The following is a 15,645-nucleotide window of genomic DNA, read 5'->3' on the forward strand; positions in this document are numbered from 1 at the left end:
CCAGCCTTTACAATTTCATCCCTTCACTTCTGGTACAGGCTCACCCGCGGTTCTTAGCTCTTAACGCAGCGAAATGCGGCTTAAGCTGCCGCTGTCCGCAAACAAACGCTGGATGCTGCGTTCAACTTCCGCGTCCGGTATTAACGGAGGAGCTTGGTGCGGTTTCGTGCGCGCATCGATAATGACCGTGTCGCAGCCCCAATGCTTGTGCTCATAGCGGCTGTTCACGCCGTGAATGTCGTGGGAAGGATTGCTGCGCGTAAAGGTTGCCCAGAGAAAATTGTTGAGCGTTGCGCTCATGAATTCACTGTCATCGCACAGAATGATCATTGGGCAGGAAGGAAGCGAACCTCGTTCCCGGATGGCATTGCTAAGCCTCGACATTTCCTGTGCCACTTCCGAATAACTCGTAAAGGGGGCTCCCTGGATGGCGACAATGCCGGGCATGATCCATTTTGCGGGCGCATACCCGGGAAGATCCGTTAACGCCTCAGGCACCGCTTGGCACAAATCCCTTTTTTTATCCCCGACCGCCGCAAATACGACCTTGCTGCCGGTGTTGAGTCCGGTTCCGGAATAATCGAGCGTATCGATCGTGGTATTGGTCTGAAAATGGATGTCCCGTTGCAGATCGATGCGTTCCAATATATAGGTCAAGAAGTCCTCGATGTGATGCGTGCTTAAAGGCTGTTTCTCTTCAGCTGCAATGAATAAATACTTGGCCAAGCTTAATTGGCCCGTGCCCAGTATCCGGTTGGAGATGGTGAGAAGCTCAGCCGGCTGCTTTACTTGTTGATATGGGGTATACCGTTCGCTGCCGATGGCAAAGAGCAGGGGGTGTACCCCGGCAGCATCAACCGCATGGACTTCCTTGACCCCTGGAATTTCTTGCCGGATCGCCCCGCCGGTCAGCTCATGAATCAGCTCCCCGAAGGACGTATCTTCCTGCGGCGGTCTCCCGACGACCGTAAACGGATAGATGGCCTGCTGCTTGGCATAGACTTTGTGAACTCGCATGACGGGAAACGGATGGACCAGGCTGTAATAACCCAGATGATCGCCAAAAGGTCCCTCGGGCTTGGTGTCGCCGGGATGGATCTCCCCCGTAATAACAAAATCCGCATCGTGGCTGATGCAGTAACCATCCACATAGCTGTACCGGAAATGTCGTCCCGACAGCAGTCCCGCAAAGGTAAGCTCGCTCATGCCTTCCGGTAGAGGCATAACCGCTGAAATCGTATGGGCAGGGGGCCCCCCGATAAAACAGCTTACTTTCAGCGGCTGACCCAGCTTATTTGCCTTCGCTTGATGGATGCCGATGCCCCGGTGGATTTGGTAATGGATGCCGACTTCCTTGTTCAGTTCATATTCATTGCCTGTGAGCTGAACCCGGTACATGCCTAGATTGGAATTCATGACGCCCGGCTTCTCCGGGTCTTCGGAATACACTTGGGGTAGCGTGACGAAAGCGCCGCCGTCGTCCTTCCAGTGCTTAATGAGTGGCAGATCGGAAATTTGGATTTCCTGAAATCCGGGTGGCAGGGCACCTGTTTTTTTGATCGGCAGTGCAGATTTAGCTGCCAGTCCCGTCCCGATATATTTAAAAGGATTTTTGAGCGCCTTCATCGGATCGTTGCGCAGCGCGATAACGTCTTGCGTAGATTCGAAGGTTTCCCGAAAAATGAATTTGCTGCGCTCGATCGTGCCGAACAGATTGGATACCGCACGGAACCTTGAACCTTTTACATTCTCAAACAGGAGTGCCGGGCCGCCTGCCTCATAAACCTTCATATGTATGGCCGCCATTTCCAAATGAGGATCGACCTCTTCATGTATACGAACCAAATGCCCATGCCTCTCCAAATCAATGATGCATTCTTCCAGATTATGATATTTCATTACATAGCTCCAATCCCTTGTAGATAGTGAACTTATTCTACTATTATCGACAATCTCGAAGCGCAGGTCAATGACGCCCGATATAGAATGGGAGAATGGCTTCATCATTAAAAATCGTCTTTCTGATAGAACATGCAATACACGGTCAGGGCGTTGATATATGCTTCATGCCTTAAAGCAAATCCCCGCCTTTGATACAGATTTACATTCTCCTTATTTTCAGTATCGAGCGCGATTCCATCTGAATTGTGATCCGAATTAACCACTTGAAGCAGGTGCCGCAGCATTGCTGTTCCAATTCCCCTGCCTTGGACTTCCGGATTCACTCCGATCATAACGAGATAATGGTGCGGAGAAGAAGGAGCAGCCGATCTTGTAATGCCCATATAGGCATTCAGGAATCTCAATGTTTTGACTGGGAGTTGGAATAACAACGGCAAGAGTCTTCCAATGAGCAAAAAAGCGCCCTTCAAACGCTTAAGCTTGCTTATGCCGGGTTTCTCTACAATGAAGGTGCCGAGCAAGATTTCGTTTTCAAAATAGCCCCATATTTCTTCATGCAGCAGAAAGCTTTTATCAAACATGAAGGAGATAAATGCAGCCGCTCTGCTTCTTGATTTACGATCAAGCTCTGGATCGCCAAATGCATGCAGGAACAATGGATCCCGGGCAAATGCCCGGCTCATTATGGATGAAAATAAGAGTTTATCCGATTGGGCCAGCTTGGATACTCTGCATGAAGTATTCATGCTTTCTCTACAGCTCCCCCATAATGGTCGATAGCAAAGCTGTACAATACTTTCAGCATAAACAGGGTGCCGGCCATTAACATGTAGGGCTGGATGTTGGACAGCAAGAATGTAACCCCTATGCCAATCGACAGAAGCAAGCCTCCTATAAAAGGCTGTGATGACTTCCCGATCAGCGCATTCACGGTCACAGCTCCAGCGATGGTATAAGCCCATATTCCCACCGCATACGCCATGTCGGTATCCAGCAATACGGCTACCAGGAGAATATGAACGTGAATGGCGATGAACACGATCCGCTGTTTTTTACGGGCTGCATAGAAATTACTGGTCGAGCGAGTGAAGTTGGCGATACAGCCGCAGAAAATATCGAAAATAAACAATAAAGCAAGGATACCGCGCCATAAAGGCAAAGAATGCAGGATATCCGGAAAAACAAGGCTTGCTGCTGTGGTCAGACATCCGCCGAACGCCAAGATGACGAGAATCGTGCCAACGGATTGCTGCTCACCGAATACCTCATGCAGAATCGAAGGAATCCTCATTACTTTCATCACATACCGCCCTCATTTCGTCGTAATTTAGTTTAAAATTATGTAGTGAATAAATCATTTTACTACAAAAAGATTATAACTTCGAATAGGTGGTTGTCAATTGATTTATAGTGAAAACATTGAAATACTCTAAAACTTGATATATACTTCACTTGAGGTGAAGAACGCATGAACGGGTATGAGCGCAGAAAGCATAAAAAAATGGAACAGGTCTTCGATGCTGCTTTCCAGCTGTTTTCAAGGCACGGTTACCAAAAGGTTAGCGTTAACGAAATCGCCCAACAGGCAGGCGTGTCACCTGCGACGATATATAACTATTTTGGAACCAAAGATCAGCTCTATCTGGAAATGATCATGTATTGGACGGACAAGCAGTTGGAGGTGTATGAGCGCATTCTGGATTCCGCGCGCTCTTTTGCCGAGAAGGCCCGAGAAATCATGCTGTTGGAGGCTAAGAATCTGACCTTTTTGTCGGAAGAGTTCCGGAATTTCCAAACCTCCGAGGAACGTGGCATTAGTCAGACCATCCAACGGTACAGTGAAGAGAAGGTGAAAGATTTTTTCATGAAGTTTGTCGCGCTGGGGAAACAAGAAGGTTATATTCATAAGGACCAAACCGAAGAGGTTACGATGCAGTACTTCTCGATGTTCATGAATGAGCTAGGGCGACGCTGGGATTCGGGGAACCGGGAATATGTCAACGGGAGCATGGAGACCTTAATGGAGCTTTTCTTTTACGGTTTAGCCGGGCAAAAACATGAAGGCAGTTGATACGGTTTTAACCATAATCAGCTGTTACGGGAGTGCTCTAAACGGGGGATGTCTTGAATGGTGTAATGGTAGAGGAATGAAAATTCGCTTAAGCGGTTGAATAACTCTGAGAAGGAATTTATTCGGCGCTGGATCGATTACTAGAAAGGACTGTACATGAACGAATTATTAACGAAAGCGCAAATCGTTGATCTGGTGACAAGACTGTATAATGGGGAAGGCAGCGAGGAAGAGGCAGGGGAATGGATAAATCTGCTGCAAAGGAATGTGCCTCACCCTGACATCAGCAATCTGATTTTTTGGCCGGAAGAAGATCTTACACCTGAGGAAATCGTTGAAAAGGCATTGAATTATAAGCCAATAGTACTGTGAGCGATATAGAAACTGGAGATAAAGACAGACCACCACCAAAGTATTTGATATACCTCCGTTATATCCAACATGAAGGTAAAGAAATATGGCGTTAAATTGTAGGAAGCACAATTTACGGGGTGATCGCGACGCGATTGAGAATTTCCTGCTGGTCGGCACCTATGGCGGAATGCTGCACCGGATGAACCTGGCAAGCGGCATCCGGGATGAATACAGTATAGGCACAGCCCCAATTTGCGAAACAGGACGCTGGATATTCTGGAAGAACCGAGATCCCTTGCATTGGTAAAACCATAAACCATCCAGCTTTGTTTGTGCGGACCCTGAGGGGGAATAGATGTCCATTATGCTTACAAAACTAGAACTAATCGATCGAATCCTTCATCTGCTTCATAAGACCTCCATATATGATCCTGAATACGAGAGAGTGGCCACGCTACCGTTTGAAGAGGGATATATCGGTGATTTGAGTCCGGTTGTTCGGGTCGGAGAGCAGGATTGCGAGCTCGCTATGTATGAAAGAGGCGTGCAAATGCTCAGCAAGAGGACCAAGGATCCCGATGAAGTGGTCTTCTGGATCCTGGAGGATACCATTCATACCATTGCCCATCTCAAGCTTCTGGAAAAATACAAGGTGGATAATGTAACCACCCATTTGAAGTATACCAAGGATGAGATCCAAGAAATGAAGGACATGATCAATGAATCCTTTCTTCAGTTCGGCGGACAATATGAGCAGTGGCATAAGGCGGGCAAGCGGAACGAGCTTGAGTCGCCTGATCCGGGCAGAAACGCAGGTAAAGACTAAGCGAAGCTAATCATCATGGCGTTCGTATAACTCGAATAATGAATAGGAGAGGGGTGCCAATTTGGTTGAAGTGGTTTTCTTGGACGGATACTTCATGCGGTGTACGAACGGATCTTCATGTTGGTAATCCAAAAAGCAGCCCCTCGCACAATGGCGAAGGGCTGCTTTATTAGATTCATAGCCTTATTGCTGAACAATGGCGATAATTTCATCTTCCAGCTCAAGTCTTACCTGCTCGCTGTATGCGCGGATATTATACTCGGAGTGAAGGTAGCGGAGAATGGCCTCGATGAGGTTGGCCTCAATCAAATACTGAGTTCTTCCGTTGACCCAAACTTCGGCCGTATATCCCGTATCTTCGTCCCAGCTAAGCTCAAGCGATACGTCCGTTGGTTTGACGCCTCTGCGTTCCGCTTGGTGAAGGCAGACCGCATTGACGATTTCGTCCATGCTTAGAACCATGGATTAGTACCGGTTATTGTGATTGTTGTTGTCGCGAGGCTCGTTTTGTTTACGACGATTCTTCACGGCACGTACAACAGCCATAACGATCATAATCAAAGCCCAGATGGCGATCAGGTTAATGAGCAGTCCCATGATTTCGCCCATGAAGCCCATGCCGGCGAACATGCTGCCGAAGAGCAATCCGGCGAGACCACCGATCATAAGTCCTTTCATCAAGCTGCCGCCGCTAAAAAATCCTGGTTTTTTCGTGTTAGCGGCTGCCCCTGTATTGGAACGGTTGTTTGTTTGTTGAACATTATTGGTATCATTCTTTTTCGGAGTGCTGTTGTATGACTTGGTTCCGGATTTAAAACCGCCGCCGCCTCGTCTTGCGTCTACGGAATCAGGTGTCAGCGCTACAAAGAACAGTGTAATCGCTACTAGAATCGTCAATACTTTTTTCATCGTGTTCTGTCGAACCTCCCAGTTAAATTAGAGTATAAAGAGTAATACGGACGAGTCACGATAAGGTTTCAAAATTTGTGCGACCATGGTTTGAGGCTGTAGCGCGCTGCTGCTGTCTCAGTAATTCCAGTACCCAATCGCACCATTTCAGCTCGGTTTCAGCCATCATCAGTCCTTTGGTAGCGAGCACATAATTGCTGAATGCCTTGCTTCCGATCTCGCGGGAGTCCTCCGGAATTCCCGCTAGAATCTGCTCATAGTAGCGCTTTTTCTCCAGATACCCGATTCTGCGGTCCTCGAAAATATCGACGGCGATGCCGATCTCCGTCAACCACAGGCAAAAGGTTCGAAGAGAAAGCTCATCCTTGGTGACTGCAGGCGCAATCGGTTGGTACATCCATTCACGCAGCTTCTGCATGCCTTTTTCTGTAATCGCATAAATTTTTTTGTCCGGTTTATCGCTTTGCTGAACCCAGTGGGAAGACAACAGCTGCTTCTCCTCCATGCTGGACAGCAGCGGATAGATTTGACTGTGTTTGGCTTGCCAAAAAGGCTGTATGCGAAGCATCAAATCGTATCCTGATGATTCTCTTCTTGCTAGTAATCCTAACAAGCCGTATGACAACGTATTCATGGACATAACTCCCTTTGAAACGCATATCGTGGACGCCAAGACAGGAATGATAATCCGCCTATCGGTCCGGTTGATAAAAAGTGTACACTGAAACTGTATGGTTTGACAACTGGGGGAGGGGGCTTTCTCTCTGCTTTTGGCAAAATTGTGACTAAAAAAGCACAAACGCGTGCGCGTTTGTGCTTCCATTTGACTTTGGTTGATTTATTCGTTCTCGTATCCTTCCACGACGAGATCAAGCGCACCGGTGTTGGGGTCGATGACCATGCCATGGACGGGTACGTTTGGAGGAAGGAGCGGGTGGTTTTTAATCAGGCTGACCGTATTTTTTACGCCGTCCGTAATGTTATCGAAACCGCGAAGCCATTTGGATAACCGGATGCCGGAGTTTTCCAGCGTGGACAGCACTTCATCGGAAATGCCGCGGTCTCTCATATGCTGGATCATATCCTCTGCGTTCAGGGATGCCATGCCGCATTCGTAGTGGCCCACAACGATGACTTCTTCCGCGTGAAGCTCGTACAGCGCAACCATGACGCTCCGCATCACGCTCCCGAAAGGCTGGGAAATGATTGCGCCGGCGTTTTTGATGATTTTGACATCGCCATTCTTGAAATTCATCGCTTTCGGCAGAAGTTCGACCAAGCGCGTGTCCATACAGGTGATGATTACGAGTTTCTTCTCAGGAAAACGCCCTGTCAGATAGGATTCGTATTCTTTATTCTCTACAAAGCTGCGATTGTGTTCCAGTATGCTGTTAAGGTGTTTTTCCATCGATTTTTTCTCTCCTTTTGTATCTATTATTCATTTAGAATGCTGCTGCTTAGGCTCTGGTATCCACTACCTGGATATTGGTGCCATAATGCTGTCCGCTGCTGTCCAGACGGAAGGCGTAGGCGGCCGGATCGGCATCGAGTTTCATCTTCTCTTCAAAAAAAACAGCTTGCTTGCGGTTCACGATAAACGTTACCGGGCTGTCCGTTTCGACAGCAAGATCATCCGGCGCCGGCTCATCTACAATACGCAGGCCTGGGACGCCGTTGACGGCACATCCGCATCCCTCCGTGTCATAGATCAGCCTGATTGCGCCCGGCTTGTCCCCGAGTTTGTCCTTCAGCTTCAGCTCGGCTTGCGGGGTGAGTTGAATATTCACGGCATCCTGACACTCCTTTATATGTAGATTGTTATTTATTCTTTCTGGAAGTTGATTATATACCTTGTAAAAAGTATCATCAATAGAGTAAACAAGAATCCTATCATAAAAAAAAGAAGGTGTGCCGGTATGGCAGTACAACATTTCCAGCAATGGGAACAATTTGAACAATTGGTTCGCAAAATCATGAGTTACTACGAAGCTATTGGCCTACTTCATTGGGATTTACGGACAGGCGCTCCGCGCAAAGGAACCGAGATCCGCTCGGAAACGATCGGGGTTCTCTCCACAGAAGCATTTAAACTGCAAATATCGGAAGAGATGGGAGAGCTGTTGTCTTTCTTTGCCAAGCCGGAACAGGCTGAACAGCTGGATGATCGCAAACGCCGCATGATTGAAGAGGTGCGCAAGGTATACGACCAGAGCAAGTCCATCCCGCCTGAGCGCTTCCAGGAATATTCCATTCTCGCCGCCCAATCGGAGACGAAGTGGGAGGAAGCGAAAAAGAACAGCGATTTTGAAGGCTTCGAACCTTACTTAACGAAGATCGTTGCGTTCAAGCAAGAGTTTATTGATTATTGGGGCGTGAAAAACACCAGATACGATACGCTCCTTGATATGTATGAGCCGGATTTAACGGTGGATAAGGTGGATGCCATCTTTGACCGTCTGAAGGCGCGCCTGGTTCCACTGGTACATGCGATCCAGGAATCGCCCTTCAAGCCGAAAGCAGACTTCTTGAAGCAGCTGTTTCCGAAAGAACAGCAGGAGAAATTCAGCTTGTTCCTGCTGGAGCAGATGGGCTACGACTTTGAAGCGGGACGCTTGGACGAGAGCGTGCATCCTTTTGCCACGGGCTTGAACCCGGGAGACGTGCGCATTACGACCATGTACCTTCCGGACGATGTGCTTAGTGCGGTATTCAGCTCCCTGCACGAGGGAGGCCATGCCCTTTACGAGCAGAATATCGATAAGGAGCTCGCGGGGACACCGCTCTCCGGCGGTACCTCCATGGGCATCCATGAATCCCAATCCCGTCTGTGGGAAAACATGATCGGCCGCAGCCGTCCGTTCTGGCGCCGCTATTTCGCGGATTTGCAGCAGCACTTCCCGGAACAGTTGAAGGACGTGGACGTAGAGGACTTCTACCTGGCCGCGAACAAGGTGGAGAACTCCCTGATTCGCATCGAAGCGGATGAGCTTACTTATAACCTGCACATCATCATTCGTTATGAGATCGAGAAGAAACTCTTTAACGAAGGTTTGGCGGTGAAGGATCTTCCGGAGACCTGGAACGCGAAGTATAAAGAATACCTCGGCATTATGCCGCCGAACGATGGGATGGGCGTGCTTCAGGACGTTCACTGGTCCGGCGGGGACTTCGGGTATTTCGCCTCCTACTCCCTTGGGAACATGTATGCGGCCCAGATGCTGCACACCATGCGCAAAGAGCTGCCGAATCTGGACCAGCTCATCGAAGCCGGGAACCTGGCTCCGATCAAGGAGTGGCTGACGGACAAGGTATACAAATACGGAAAGAGCGAGAAGCCGTCCGAGATCATCGAACGCGTCACCGGCGAAGAACTGAATCCGGATTACCTGGCCGATTATCTCGAAGAGAAATATAAAGAGATCTACAAACTGTAATGATCACGAGAAGCGCAGCCCGAGAGGCTGCGCTTCTTTTATTTGGAAGAGTTTTGAATCCGGTCCCTTTTTTATTCGTTCCCTGCATAAGTAGAGCCAATCCAAATTTGCCGGCATGCTCTAACTAGGCGTTTAACCTTTGGGCAGGCGCTTGCATATGCTGAAAAGAAACATTGGGTCTATGGGAATGGAGGGTTATCGAATGAAGCGTCAAAAATGGTGGGGGCTGGCTTTATCCTTGCTCCTTGTCTGCGGAGTTGCGCTTGCCGGGTGCGGGGGCGGCGGATCGGCCACGAAGGTCAAGATCGGCGAAGTGACGCGTTCGATCTTCTATGCGCCGCAGTATGTCGCATTGGAGAAGGGATTTTTCAAGGAAGAGGGGCTGGATGTCGAGCTGCAGACGACCCCGGGCGGAGACAAAACGATGACGGCTCTGCTGTCCGGAGCTATCGACGTGGCGCTTGTCGGCTCGGAAACTTCGATTTACGTGTACCAACAGGGCTCTGAAGACCCGGTCATCAATTTCGGGCAGGTGACGCAGACGGACGGCACGTTTCTGATGGCCAGGGATGGATCGGGTGATTTTGACTGGAACAGCCTGAAGGGCAAAGTATTCCTCGGTCAGCGTAAGGGCGGAATGCCGCAGATGGCAGGCGAGTTTACGCTCCGTAAAAAAGGAATCGATCCGCATGCGGACCTGGAGCTGATTCAGAACATCGATTTTGCGAACATCGCATCGGCGTATGCTTCCGGTACGGGTGAGTTTGTCCAGCTCTTTGAGCCGCAGGCCTCCATATTTGAAAAAGAAGGCCGTGGCAAGGTGGTGGCTTCCTTTGGCGTAGAAAGCGGGCATCTGCCGTACACCGTGTTTATGACAAAGCAAAGCTATATCGACAAAAACGATGCCACGGTGCAGAAGTTTACGAACGCCCTGTACAAGGCACAGCAATGGGTGGATGCGAGCAGCCCCGAAGATATCGCGGATGCGATCATGCCTTATTTTAAAGACAGCGACCGCGACATCGTGGTGTCCTCGGTCAAGCGCTACAAAGAGCAGGGCAGTTATGCCAGCGATCCGATCGTGGATGAGGCGGAGTGGAACAATCTTCTGGACGTGATGGAGCAGGCCGGGGAACTGAAGGAACGGGTAGCGCCGGATGCCATCGTCGACAACAGCTTTGCCGAAAAAGCCAAGCAAGCTAAATAATCACGTACTCCTGATCCATAGAACGAAAGGAGAGAGCACCATGGTACCGGTAGTTGAATTGAATGATATCGCTCATGTATATGTCACCGATCGGGAAGCCTCTCTGGCTGTGGAAGGAATTCATTTGAAGGTGGAGCCGGGGGAGTTCATCAGTCTGGTAGGGCCCAGCGGCTGCGGGAAAACGACCATCCTGTCCGTCATAGCGGGCCTGCTTGCCCCCTCCAAAGGGGCTGCTTACGTAAACGGCAAGCCGGTTAACGGACCGTCGCCGGAAGTCGGATACATGCTGCAGCAGGACTATTTATTTCCTTGGCGCACCATCATGGATAATGCCTTGATCGGATTGGAATTGACGGAGAGACTGAATCCGCAAAGCCGAAGCGTCGTAGGGAATCTGCTCAAGGAGATGGGGCTTGGGGAGAGCGGTAATCTGTATCCGACGCAGCTGTCGGGCGGGATGAGGCAGCGGGTAGCGCTCGTCAGGACCTTAGCTACGGATCCGGGACTGCTGCTGCTGGATGAACCTTTCTCCGCGCTGGACTACCAGACGAAGCTGCAGCTTGAGGATTTGATCGTGGAAACCCTGAAGGAGCGGGGGAAGACGGCCATCCTGGTCACTCATGATTTATCCGAAGCGATTGCGATGAGCGACCGGGTCATTCTCTTGAACCGTAATCCCGGGCGGGTTCATCGTTTGTTTGATATTCCCGACAACATCCGCCGGGCGCAGCCGTTTTTTGCTCGCAAGGAGCCGGGGTTCAATGAATTGTTTCATGAAATCTGGGGCGAAATGCAAACGATCGGGAAGGAGTGAAGCCTATGACATCAAGGGATGAGCCATCAGCTTCTTCTTCGAAGGGCTGGCTCCAGAATATCCATGCAAATCACATGAAGCGAAAGAAAAGCATGCAAAACCGGGTACTGACCGTTCAGCTCAGCCTGCTGCTGCTGTTCTTTATCTGGTGGGAAGCGGCGGGCAGATTCAAATGGATCGACGTGCTGCTGTTCAGTTACCCCACCAAAATCTTCGCGAACATATGGGATAACATGATCAGCGGCGAGTTATGGGGACACCTGGGGGTCACGGTAGGAGAGACGGTTGTAGGATTCCTGCTCGGCACGCTCGTTGGCACGCTAATGGCCGTATTGATCTGGTGGTCACCGTTTCTCAATAAAGTGCTGGATCCTTATATGGTCGTGTTCAACAGCATGCCGAAAGTGGCGCTGGGTCCCATATTCATCGTGATGTTCGGCGCCGGCTTTACCGCCATTGTCGTCACTACGCTATCCATTACGGTCATTGTGACCACGCTCGTCGTATACAATAGCTTTAACGAGGTGGATTCCAATCTGATCAAGGTCGTCCGCACGTTCGGCGGAACCAAGCGCCAGGTATTTCAACGGGTCATCTTGCCGGCTTCCTATCCCGCGATCGTATCAACCCTCAAGGTTAACGTGGGCATGGCATGGGTCGGCGTCATCGTCGGCGAATTTTTGGTTGCCAAATCGGGTCTCGGTTACTTGATTATGTACGGTTTTCAGGTGTTCAACTTCACGCTCGTGTTATCGAGCCTGCTCATCATTGCCGTTGTAGCAACGGCCATGTATCAGATCGTGGTATATATAGAAAGGAAATTGTTGACCCACCGCTAAGCAGGCCATCGCCTGCGGCGTCAGGCATGGTTGTTAACGGCATAAAAATAAGCTAGGATGAAGATACCTTATATATGCGGATATGCGGCTAACATGATAAAGAAGCAGATATAGCCATCAACAACTTGCCTGGAGGCTCTTCATCACATGGGATTTCGTGTCATCAAAACAGCAGCGGCCAGCCTGCTTGCCATTTTAATTACAGATGCTTTGAACATACCGGGGGCTACGTCCGCCGGTCTTCTTGCTATACTCGGCGTTGACGTTACGCGCAAACGGAGCGTGCGCTCCATATCGTCCCGATTTTTTGCGTCATTGCTGGGACTTATGCTGGCGTGCATTTTATTTTATTTTCTTGGTTTTCATTACTGGGTGCTGGCCTTGTACATATTGCTTGCATTTCCCGCGATATCGAGGGCTAATTTCAAGGAAGGCATCGTGACCAGCTCGGTTGTGGTGTTTCGGGTATTTCAGGGGGAAGAGATCGGACTCGGCATATTGCTCACGCAAATCGAACTCCTGATTATCGGCCTCGGGTCGGCCATGCTCGTGAACCTGGTTTATATGCCGAACAGCGAGGGGGCGATGATGGAGATCCGCCGCAAGGTGGACGGGCTTTTCTCCGTCATTTTCCATCATTTCTCGCTGACGCTTCGAAACCCCGAACATATATGGGACGGAAAAGAGCTGATCGAGGCCAATCGGCAGATCGAAAAAGGGATAGAGGAAGCGAAGCGGGCTTCGGAGAACCAGATGATTCATCCGGACGGCTCCTGGAACATCTATTTTTATATGCGTAAGGAACAGATGGAGAATATCCAGAGCATGATGCATCAGATCTCCCAGGTGTACGAGCGGCTTCCGCACGGCGTGCTGACGGCTGAAATTTTCGATCAGTTAAGCCAGGATGTCGTTGCCGAAGGTTATACGGGGAAGTCCGAAGGTCTGCTGATTGAGCTGGAGGACAGGTTCAAGGAGATGGAGCTCCCTACGACCCGCGAGGAATTCGAGGTCCGCTCCGCGATTTTGCAGCTCTGCCACGAGCTGGAATACTATTTGAATATTTCGAAAAAGTATAAAGCGCCCACGGCGAAAAAACCGCAGAAGCGCGCGGATTCGGCCGTATAGCTTAGCAATTTTCAAAAATAAATCTGATATTTTTAGCATCATATGAATTTATTTGGACCACTTCATTCAACATTCGCCCATGTCTTGCATACACATGTATGGAATGATTGTATGGAGGAGGTTCGAAGATGTCATTGAGTCATAAACACCAATGTAGAGAAATCATCACGAAGGCGATCTGCGGCAAGGGTCGTAAGTTCTCTACCGTAACACATACCGTGACTCCGCCTAATAATCCGACCAGTATTTTGGGGGCTTGGATTATAAACCATCAGTACGAGGCGGTTGCCGCCGGAGACGGAATTGAAGTTATTGGTACTTACGATGTAAACATCTGGTATTCCTATGACAAAAATTCGCAGACCGATGTGGCGAAAGAAACGGTATCGTATGTAGAACGCGTGCCTCTTTCCTATCTGGATCCGAAGCATCGTGCATCCACGGTGGAGGTTTCGGCTGAAGCGACGCAGGAGCCGAGCTGCGTCGAGGCCAGCGTATCCTCGAATGGCACGAGCGTCATTCTGCGGGTAGAGAGAGAGTATGCGGTGGAACTGGTAGCCGAAACCAAGGTCGTTGTCAAAGTATGCAGCTACCCTCACGGCGACTACGAAGACAAAGAATTCGACTACGTCCTGGGAGACGACGTCGAAGATTACGAAGATTACGAAGGTCTGGAGGATGAACTGTAAGTTAACCCTCCTGTAGGAATGATTATAATCTTAGCATATGCAGCGAGGGCAGCTTTGCGGAGGGCGGATGCCCTCTTTTTTATTTTTATTTGCAGGGGGAATGGGGATGGCTAGAATGATCGTACAACCGGCGGCTGAAAAAAAGCATGTGTCGCTGCAGGGATCTGCTTCGCTCTTGGCGCAAGCACGGTTGATCCGATCCGGGATTCCGTGTCGCTTGAATTCGGGTTCGGCCGAGGAGAAGCGTTACGCCGCCAGGTACGCGGTGCATGTCGACTGGCTGGCTGCAGCCAAGATCCGCCAACATCAGATGGGCGGCAGCGAAGCGGTGTTCATGCCCGATCCCGAGAGCGGAAGATATGAAGATGGCCTGCATCGAAGATTGGAGAAAGCGGCCCTGCGGTCGCTGTATACACTGGGCGTCGATGAAGGGGAAGTCATCATTACGGCCCGCCCCGGTCGAAGATACGTAGTGGAGGATATCCGCGTGCCAGCTGACCGCAGCAAAGCCGTAATGAGTGCCAAGGGTCAGGGGGCACGGCGGACGGAAGGGTACCCTGCATACAACGAAGAAGGCGATTCTCCTCTTGTTTCATCGTTACTCATGGGCATGGATCCGGAGTTTGTGCTGATGAAGGATAACGGAGACATCGTGTTTGCTTCCGAATTTATGGAACGCGGCGGGTCGGTCGGAAGCGATGCCGTTCGTTTACGGGGCGAGGTGATTTACCCTATTGCCGAGCTCAGGCCGTCGCCCAAGGCGAATCCGAAGGAATTGCTGCTTGAAATGCAAAGAGCTCTGCGTGAAGCTCATCTCCTGATTCAGGATCGTTCTTTGGCATGGAAGGCAGGCGCCCTGCCTCATGGCGATTTTCCGCTGGGAGGCCATATTCATTTCAGCGGCGTACCGCTGTCCCTGTCTCTTCTTCAGACCCTGGATAATTATGTGGCTCTGCCGCTGGCGCTGCTCGAAGACCCGAAGGGGCGTTCACGGAGGCCGCGTTACGGTTTCCTTGGGGATTTCCGGAGGCAGCCTTACGGTGGGTTTGAATACCGTACGCTGCCCAGCTTTCTCGTCTCGCCGCTCGTCGCGAAGGTGTCGCTGGGCGTGGCTTACCTGGTCGCCCGCTACAGCGATCGCCTGCCGGGGAGGCCGTTAAACACCGAACGGTATCACCGTGCCTATTACGAAGGCGATAAATCCGTGCTCAAAGAGTGTATTGCAGGCTGGCACAGGGATCTGTCGGCACTGCCGGAGTACCCGGATTTTGCCCGTGAAATCGAACGGGCTCTAGCGCACATGGAGACGGGGCGAACCTGGGATGAAAGCAGGGATATCCGGCCGCTGTGGAATATTCCCGTTTAAGAGGTTGTTCAAAAAAACCGATTTTGATAAGAAAACCAATCGAGGCAAATTCAAGGCTGAGCGAACGCGATTCAGAAGTAGGTTTTCTTGCGATATAGAATTTCAT

General features: G+C 50.3%; 19 protein-coding genes. 11 read left to right on the top strand and 8 right to left on the bottom strand.

The genetic code is table 11. The annotated features are described in order from the left end of the window. Window positions 1-60: 60 nt before the first annotated feature. From M1D70_RS11950 to M1D70_RS11960, 3 genes are all read right to left on the bottom strand, one after another. Window positions 61-1,899, bottom strand: coding sequence for a UbiD family decarboxylase (locus tag M1D70_RS11950; RefSeq protein WP_456289939.1), 1,839 nt, complete (start codon window positions 1,897-1,899; stop codon window positions 61-63). 107 nt (window positions 1,900-2,006) lie between these two features. Then, window positions 2,007-2,648: a GNAT family N-acetyltransferase gene (locus M1D70_RS11955; protein WP_009591374.1), complete on the bottom strand. Its 642-nt coding sequence runs from the start codon at window positions 2,646-2,648 to the stop codon at window positions 2,007-2,009. Further along, on the bottom strand, window positions 2,645-3,202 hold the full coding sequence (locus M1D70_RS11960; RefSeq protein WP_009591354.1) for a hypothetical protein: 558 nt from the start codon (window positions 3,200-3,202) through the stop codon (window positions 2,645-2,647). The genes M1D70_RS11955 and M1D70_RS11960 overlap by 4 nt, the downstream gene beginning before the upstream one ends. 168 nt (window positions 3,203-3,370) lie before the next feature. On the opposite strand from M1D70_RS11960, the gene M1D70_RS11965 reads away from it, so the two are divergent. From M1D70_RS11965 to M1D70_RS11980, 4 genes are all read left to right on the top strand, one after another. Beyond that, on the top strand, window positions 3,371-3,973 hold the full coding sequence (locus M1D70_RS11965; RefSeq protein WP_456289940.1) for a TetR/AcrR family transcriptional regulator: 603 nt from the start codon (window positions 3,371-3,373) through the stop codon (window positions 3,971-3,973). 156 nt (window positions 3,974-4,129) lie between these two features. After that, window positions 4,130-4,345 carry a bacteriocin immunity protein gene (locus tag M1D70_RS11970; RefSeq protein WP_009591395.1) on the top strand — a complete coding sequence of 72 codons (216 nt, stop codon included), beginning with the start codon at window positions 4,130-4,132 and terminating at the stop codon, window positions 4,343-4,345. Between the two features lie 85 nt (window positions 4,346-4,430). Continuing rightward, on the top strand, window positions 4,431-4,634 hold the full coding sequence (locus tag M1D70_RS11975) for a hypothetical protein (RefSeq protein ID WP_456289941.1): 204 nt from the start codon (window positions 4,431-4,433) through the stop codon (window positions 4,632-4,634). 48 nt (window positions 4,635-4,682) lie between these two features. Then, on the top strand, window positions 4,683-5,153 hold the full coding sequence (locus tag M1D70_RS11980) for an immunity 63 family protein (RefSeq protein WP_456289942.1): 471 nt from the start codon (window positions 4,683-4,685) through the stop codon (window positions 5,151-5,153). A 183-nt stretch (window positions 5,154-5,336) separates the two neighbouring features. Here the strand turns inward: M1D70_RS11980 and M1D70_RS11985 are convergent, their stop codons facing one another. From M1D70_RS11985 to M1D70_RS12005, 5 genes are all read right to left on the bottom strand, one after another. Continuing rightward, window positions 5,337-5,615 carry a YxcD family protein gene (locus M1D70_RS11985; RefSeq protein ID WP_009591356.1) on the bottom strand — a complete coding sequence of 93 codons (279 nt, stop codon included), beginning with the start codon at window positions 5,613-5,615 and terminating at the stop codon, window positions 5,337-5,339. Window positions 5,616-5,618: 3 nt separating this feature from the next. Beyond that, window positions 5,619-6,062 (bottom strand): membrane protein, encoded by a 444-nt coding sequence (locus M1D70_RS11990; protein ID WP_009591349.1) that lies wholly within the window; start codon window positions 6,060-6,062, stop codon window positions 5,619-5,621. Window positions 6,063-6,117: 55 nt separating this feature from the next. Then, window positions 6,118-6,696: a PadR family transcriptional regulator gene (locus tag M1D70_RS11995; RefSeq protein WP_009591345.1), complete on the bottom strand. Its 579-nt coding sequence runs from the start codon at window positions 6,694-6,696 to the stop codon at window positions 6,118-6,120. Between the two features lie 204 nt (window positions 6,697-6,900). Then, window positions 6,901-7,470, bottom strand: coding sequence for a beta-class carbonic anhydrase (locus tag M1D70_RS12000; protein WP_009591389.1), 570 nt, complete (start codon window positions 7,468-7,470; stop codon window positions 6,901-6,903). 49 nt (window positions 7,471-7,519) lie between these two features. After that, a complete protein-coding gene (locus M1D70_RS12005) occupies window positions 7,520-7,849 on the bottom strand; it encodes an iron-sulfur cluster biosynthesis family protein (RefSeq protein ID WP_009591367.1) in 330 nt (109 codons plus the stop codon). Between the two features lie 129 nt (window positions 7,850-7,978). On the opposite strand from M1D70_RS12005, the gene M1D70_RS12010 reads away from it, so the two are divergent. The 7 genes from M1D70_RS12010 (at window position 7,979) to M1D70_RS12040 (ending at window position 15,539) form a co-directional block, all read left to right on the top strand. After that, complete coding sequence (locus M1D70_RS12010) at window positions 7,979-9,496, top strand: carboxypeptidase M32 (RefSeq protein WP_433939325.1); 1,518 nt, start codon at window positions 7,979-7,981, stop codon at window positions 9,494-9,496. Between the two features lie 202 nt (window positions 9,497-9,698). After that, a complete protein-coding gene (locus M1D70_RS12015; protein ID WP_433939326.1) occupies window positions 9,699-10,703 on the top strand; it encodes an ABC transporter substrate-binding protein in 1,005 nt (334 codons plus the stop codon). Window positions 10,704-10,743: 40 nt separating this feature from the next. Beyond that, a complete protein-coding gene (locus tag M1D70_RS12020) occupies window positions 10,744-11,517 on the top strand; it encodes an ATP-binding cassette domain-containing protein (protein WP_433939327.1) in 774 nt (257 codons plus the stop codon). Between the two features lie 74 nt (window positions 11,518-11,591). After that, window positions 11,592-12,356: an ABC transporter permease subunit gene (locus M1D70_RS12025; RefSeq protein ID WP_433939328.1), complete on the top strand. Its 765-nt coding sequence runs from the start codon at window positions 11,592-11,594 to the stop codon at window positions 12,354-12,356. Between the two features lie 147 nt (window positions 12,357-12,503). Beyond that, complete coding sequence (locus tag M1D70_RS12030; RefSeq protein WP_009590866.1) at window positions 12,504-13,484, top strand: aromatic acid exporter family protein; 981 nt, start codon at window positions 12,504-12,506, stop codon at window positions 13,482-13,484. A gap of 128 nt (window positions 13,485-13,612) precedes the next feature. After that, window positions 13,613-14,173 carry an outer spore coat protein CotE gene (locus M1D70_RS12035; RefSeq protein WP_009590862.1) on the top strand — a complete coding sequence of 187 codons (561 nt, stop codon included), beginning with the start codon at window positions 13,613-13,615 and terminating at the stop codon, window positions 14,171-14,173. A gap of 106 nt (window positions 14,174-14,279) precedes the next feature. Beyond that, window positions 14,280-15,539, top strand: a complete 1,260-nt coding sequence (locus M1D70_RS12040) for a putative amidoligase domain-containing protein (protein WP_456289943.1) — start codon at window positions 14,280-14,282, stop codon at window positions 15,537-15,539. Window positions 15,540-15,645: the final 106 nt, after the last annotated feature.

This window comes from Paenibacillus sp. AK002 (assembly GCF_053903045.1).

Bases quoted from the DNA above. Each gene is read 5' to 3' on its own strand.
- M1D70_RS11950 (WP_456289939.1), bottom strand. From the start codon at position 1,899: ATGAAATATCATAATCTGGAAGAATGCATCATTGATTTGGAGAGGCAT.
- M1D70_RS11955 (WP_009591374.1), bottom strand. From the start codon at position 2,648: ATGAATACTTCATGCAGAGTATCCAAGCTGGCCCAATCGGATAAACTC.
- M1D70_RS11960 (WP_009591354.1), bottom strand. From the start codon at position 3,202: ATGAAAGTAATGAGGATTCCTTCGATTCTGCATGAGGTATTCGGTGAG.
- M1D70_RS11965 (WP_456289940.1), top strand. From the start codon at position 3,371: ATGAACGGGTATGAGCGCAGAAAGCATAAAAAAATGGAACAGGTCTTC.
- M1D70_RS11970 (WP_009591395.1), top strand. From the start codon at position 4,130: ATGAACGAATTATTAACGAAAGCGCAAATCGTTGATCTGGTGACAAGA.
- M1D70_RS11975 (WP_456289941.1), top strand. From the start codon at position 4,431: ATGGCGTTAAATTGTAGGAAGCACAATTTACGGGGTGATCGCGACGCG.
- M1D70_RS11980 (WP_456289942.1), top strand. From the start codon at position 4,683: ATGTCCATTATGCTTACAAAACTAGAACTAATCGATCGAATCCTTCAT.
- M1D70_RS11985 (WP_009591356.1), bottom strand. From the start codon at position 5,615: ATGGTTCTAAGCATGGACGAAATCGTCAATGCGGTCTGCCTTCACCAA.
- M1D70_RS11990 (WP_009591349.1), bottom strand. From the start codon at position 6,062: ATGAAAAAAGTATTGACGATTCTAGTAGCGATTACACTGTTCTTTGTA.
- M1D70_RS11995 (WP_009591345.1), bottom strand. From the start codon at position 6,696: ATGAATACGTTGTCATACGGCTTGTTAGGATTACTAGCAAGAAGAGAA.
- M1D70_RS12000 (WP_009591389.1), bottom strand. From the start codon at position 7,470: ATGGAAAAACACCTTAACAGCATACTGGAACACAATCGCAGCTTTGTA.
- M1D70_RS12010 (WP_433939325.1), top strand. From the start codon at position 7,979: ATGGCAGTACAACATTTCCAGCAATGGGAACAATTTGAACAATTGGTT.
- M1D70_RS12015 (WP_433939326.1), top strand. From the start codon at position 9,699: ATGAAGCGTCAAAAATGGTGGGGGCTGGCTTTATCCTTGCTCCTTGTC.
- M1D70_RS12020 (WP_433939327.1), top strand. From the start codon at position 10,744: ATGGTACCGGTAGTTGAATTGAATGATATCGCTCATGTATATGTCACC.
- M1D70_RS12025 (WP_433939328.1), top strand. From the start codon at position 11,592: ATGAAGCGAAAGAAAAGCATGCAAAACCGGGTACTGACCGTTCAGCTC.
- M1D70_RS12030 (WP_009590866.1), top strand. From the start codon at position 12,504: ATGGGATTTCGTGTCATCAAAACAGCAGCGGCCAGCCTGCTTGCCATT.
- M1D70_RS12035 (WP_009590862.1), top strand. From the start codon at position 13,613: ATGTCATTGAGTCATAAACACCAATGTAGAGAAATCATCACGAAGGCG.
- M1D70_RS12040 (WP_456289943.1), top strand. From the start codon at position 14,280: ATGGCTAGAATGATCGTACAACCGGCGGCTGAAAAAAAGCATGTGTCG.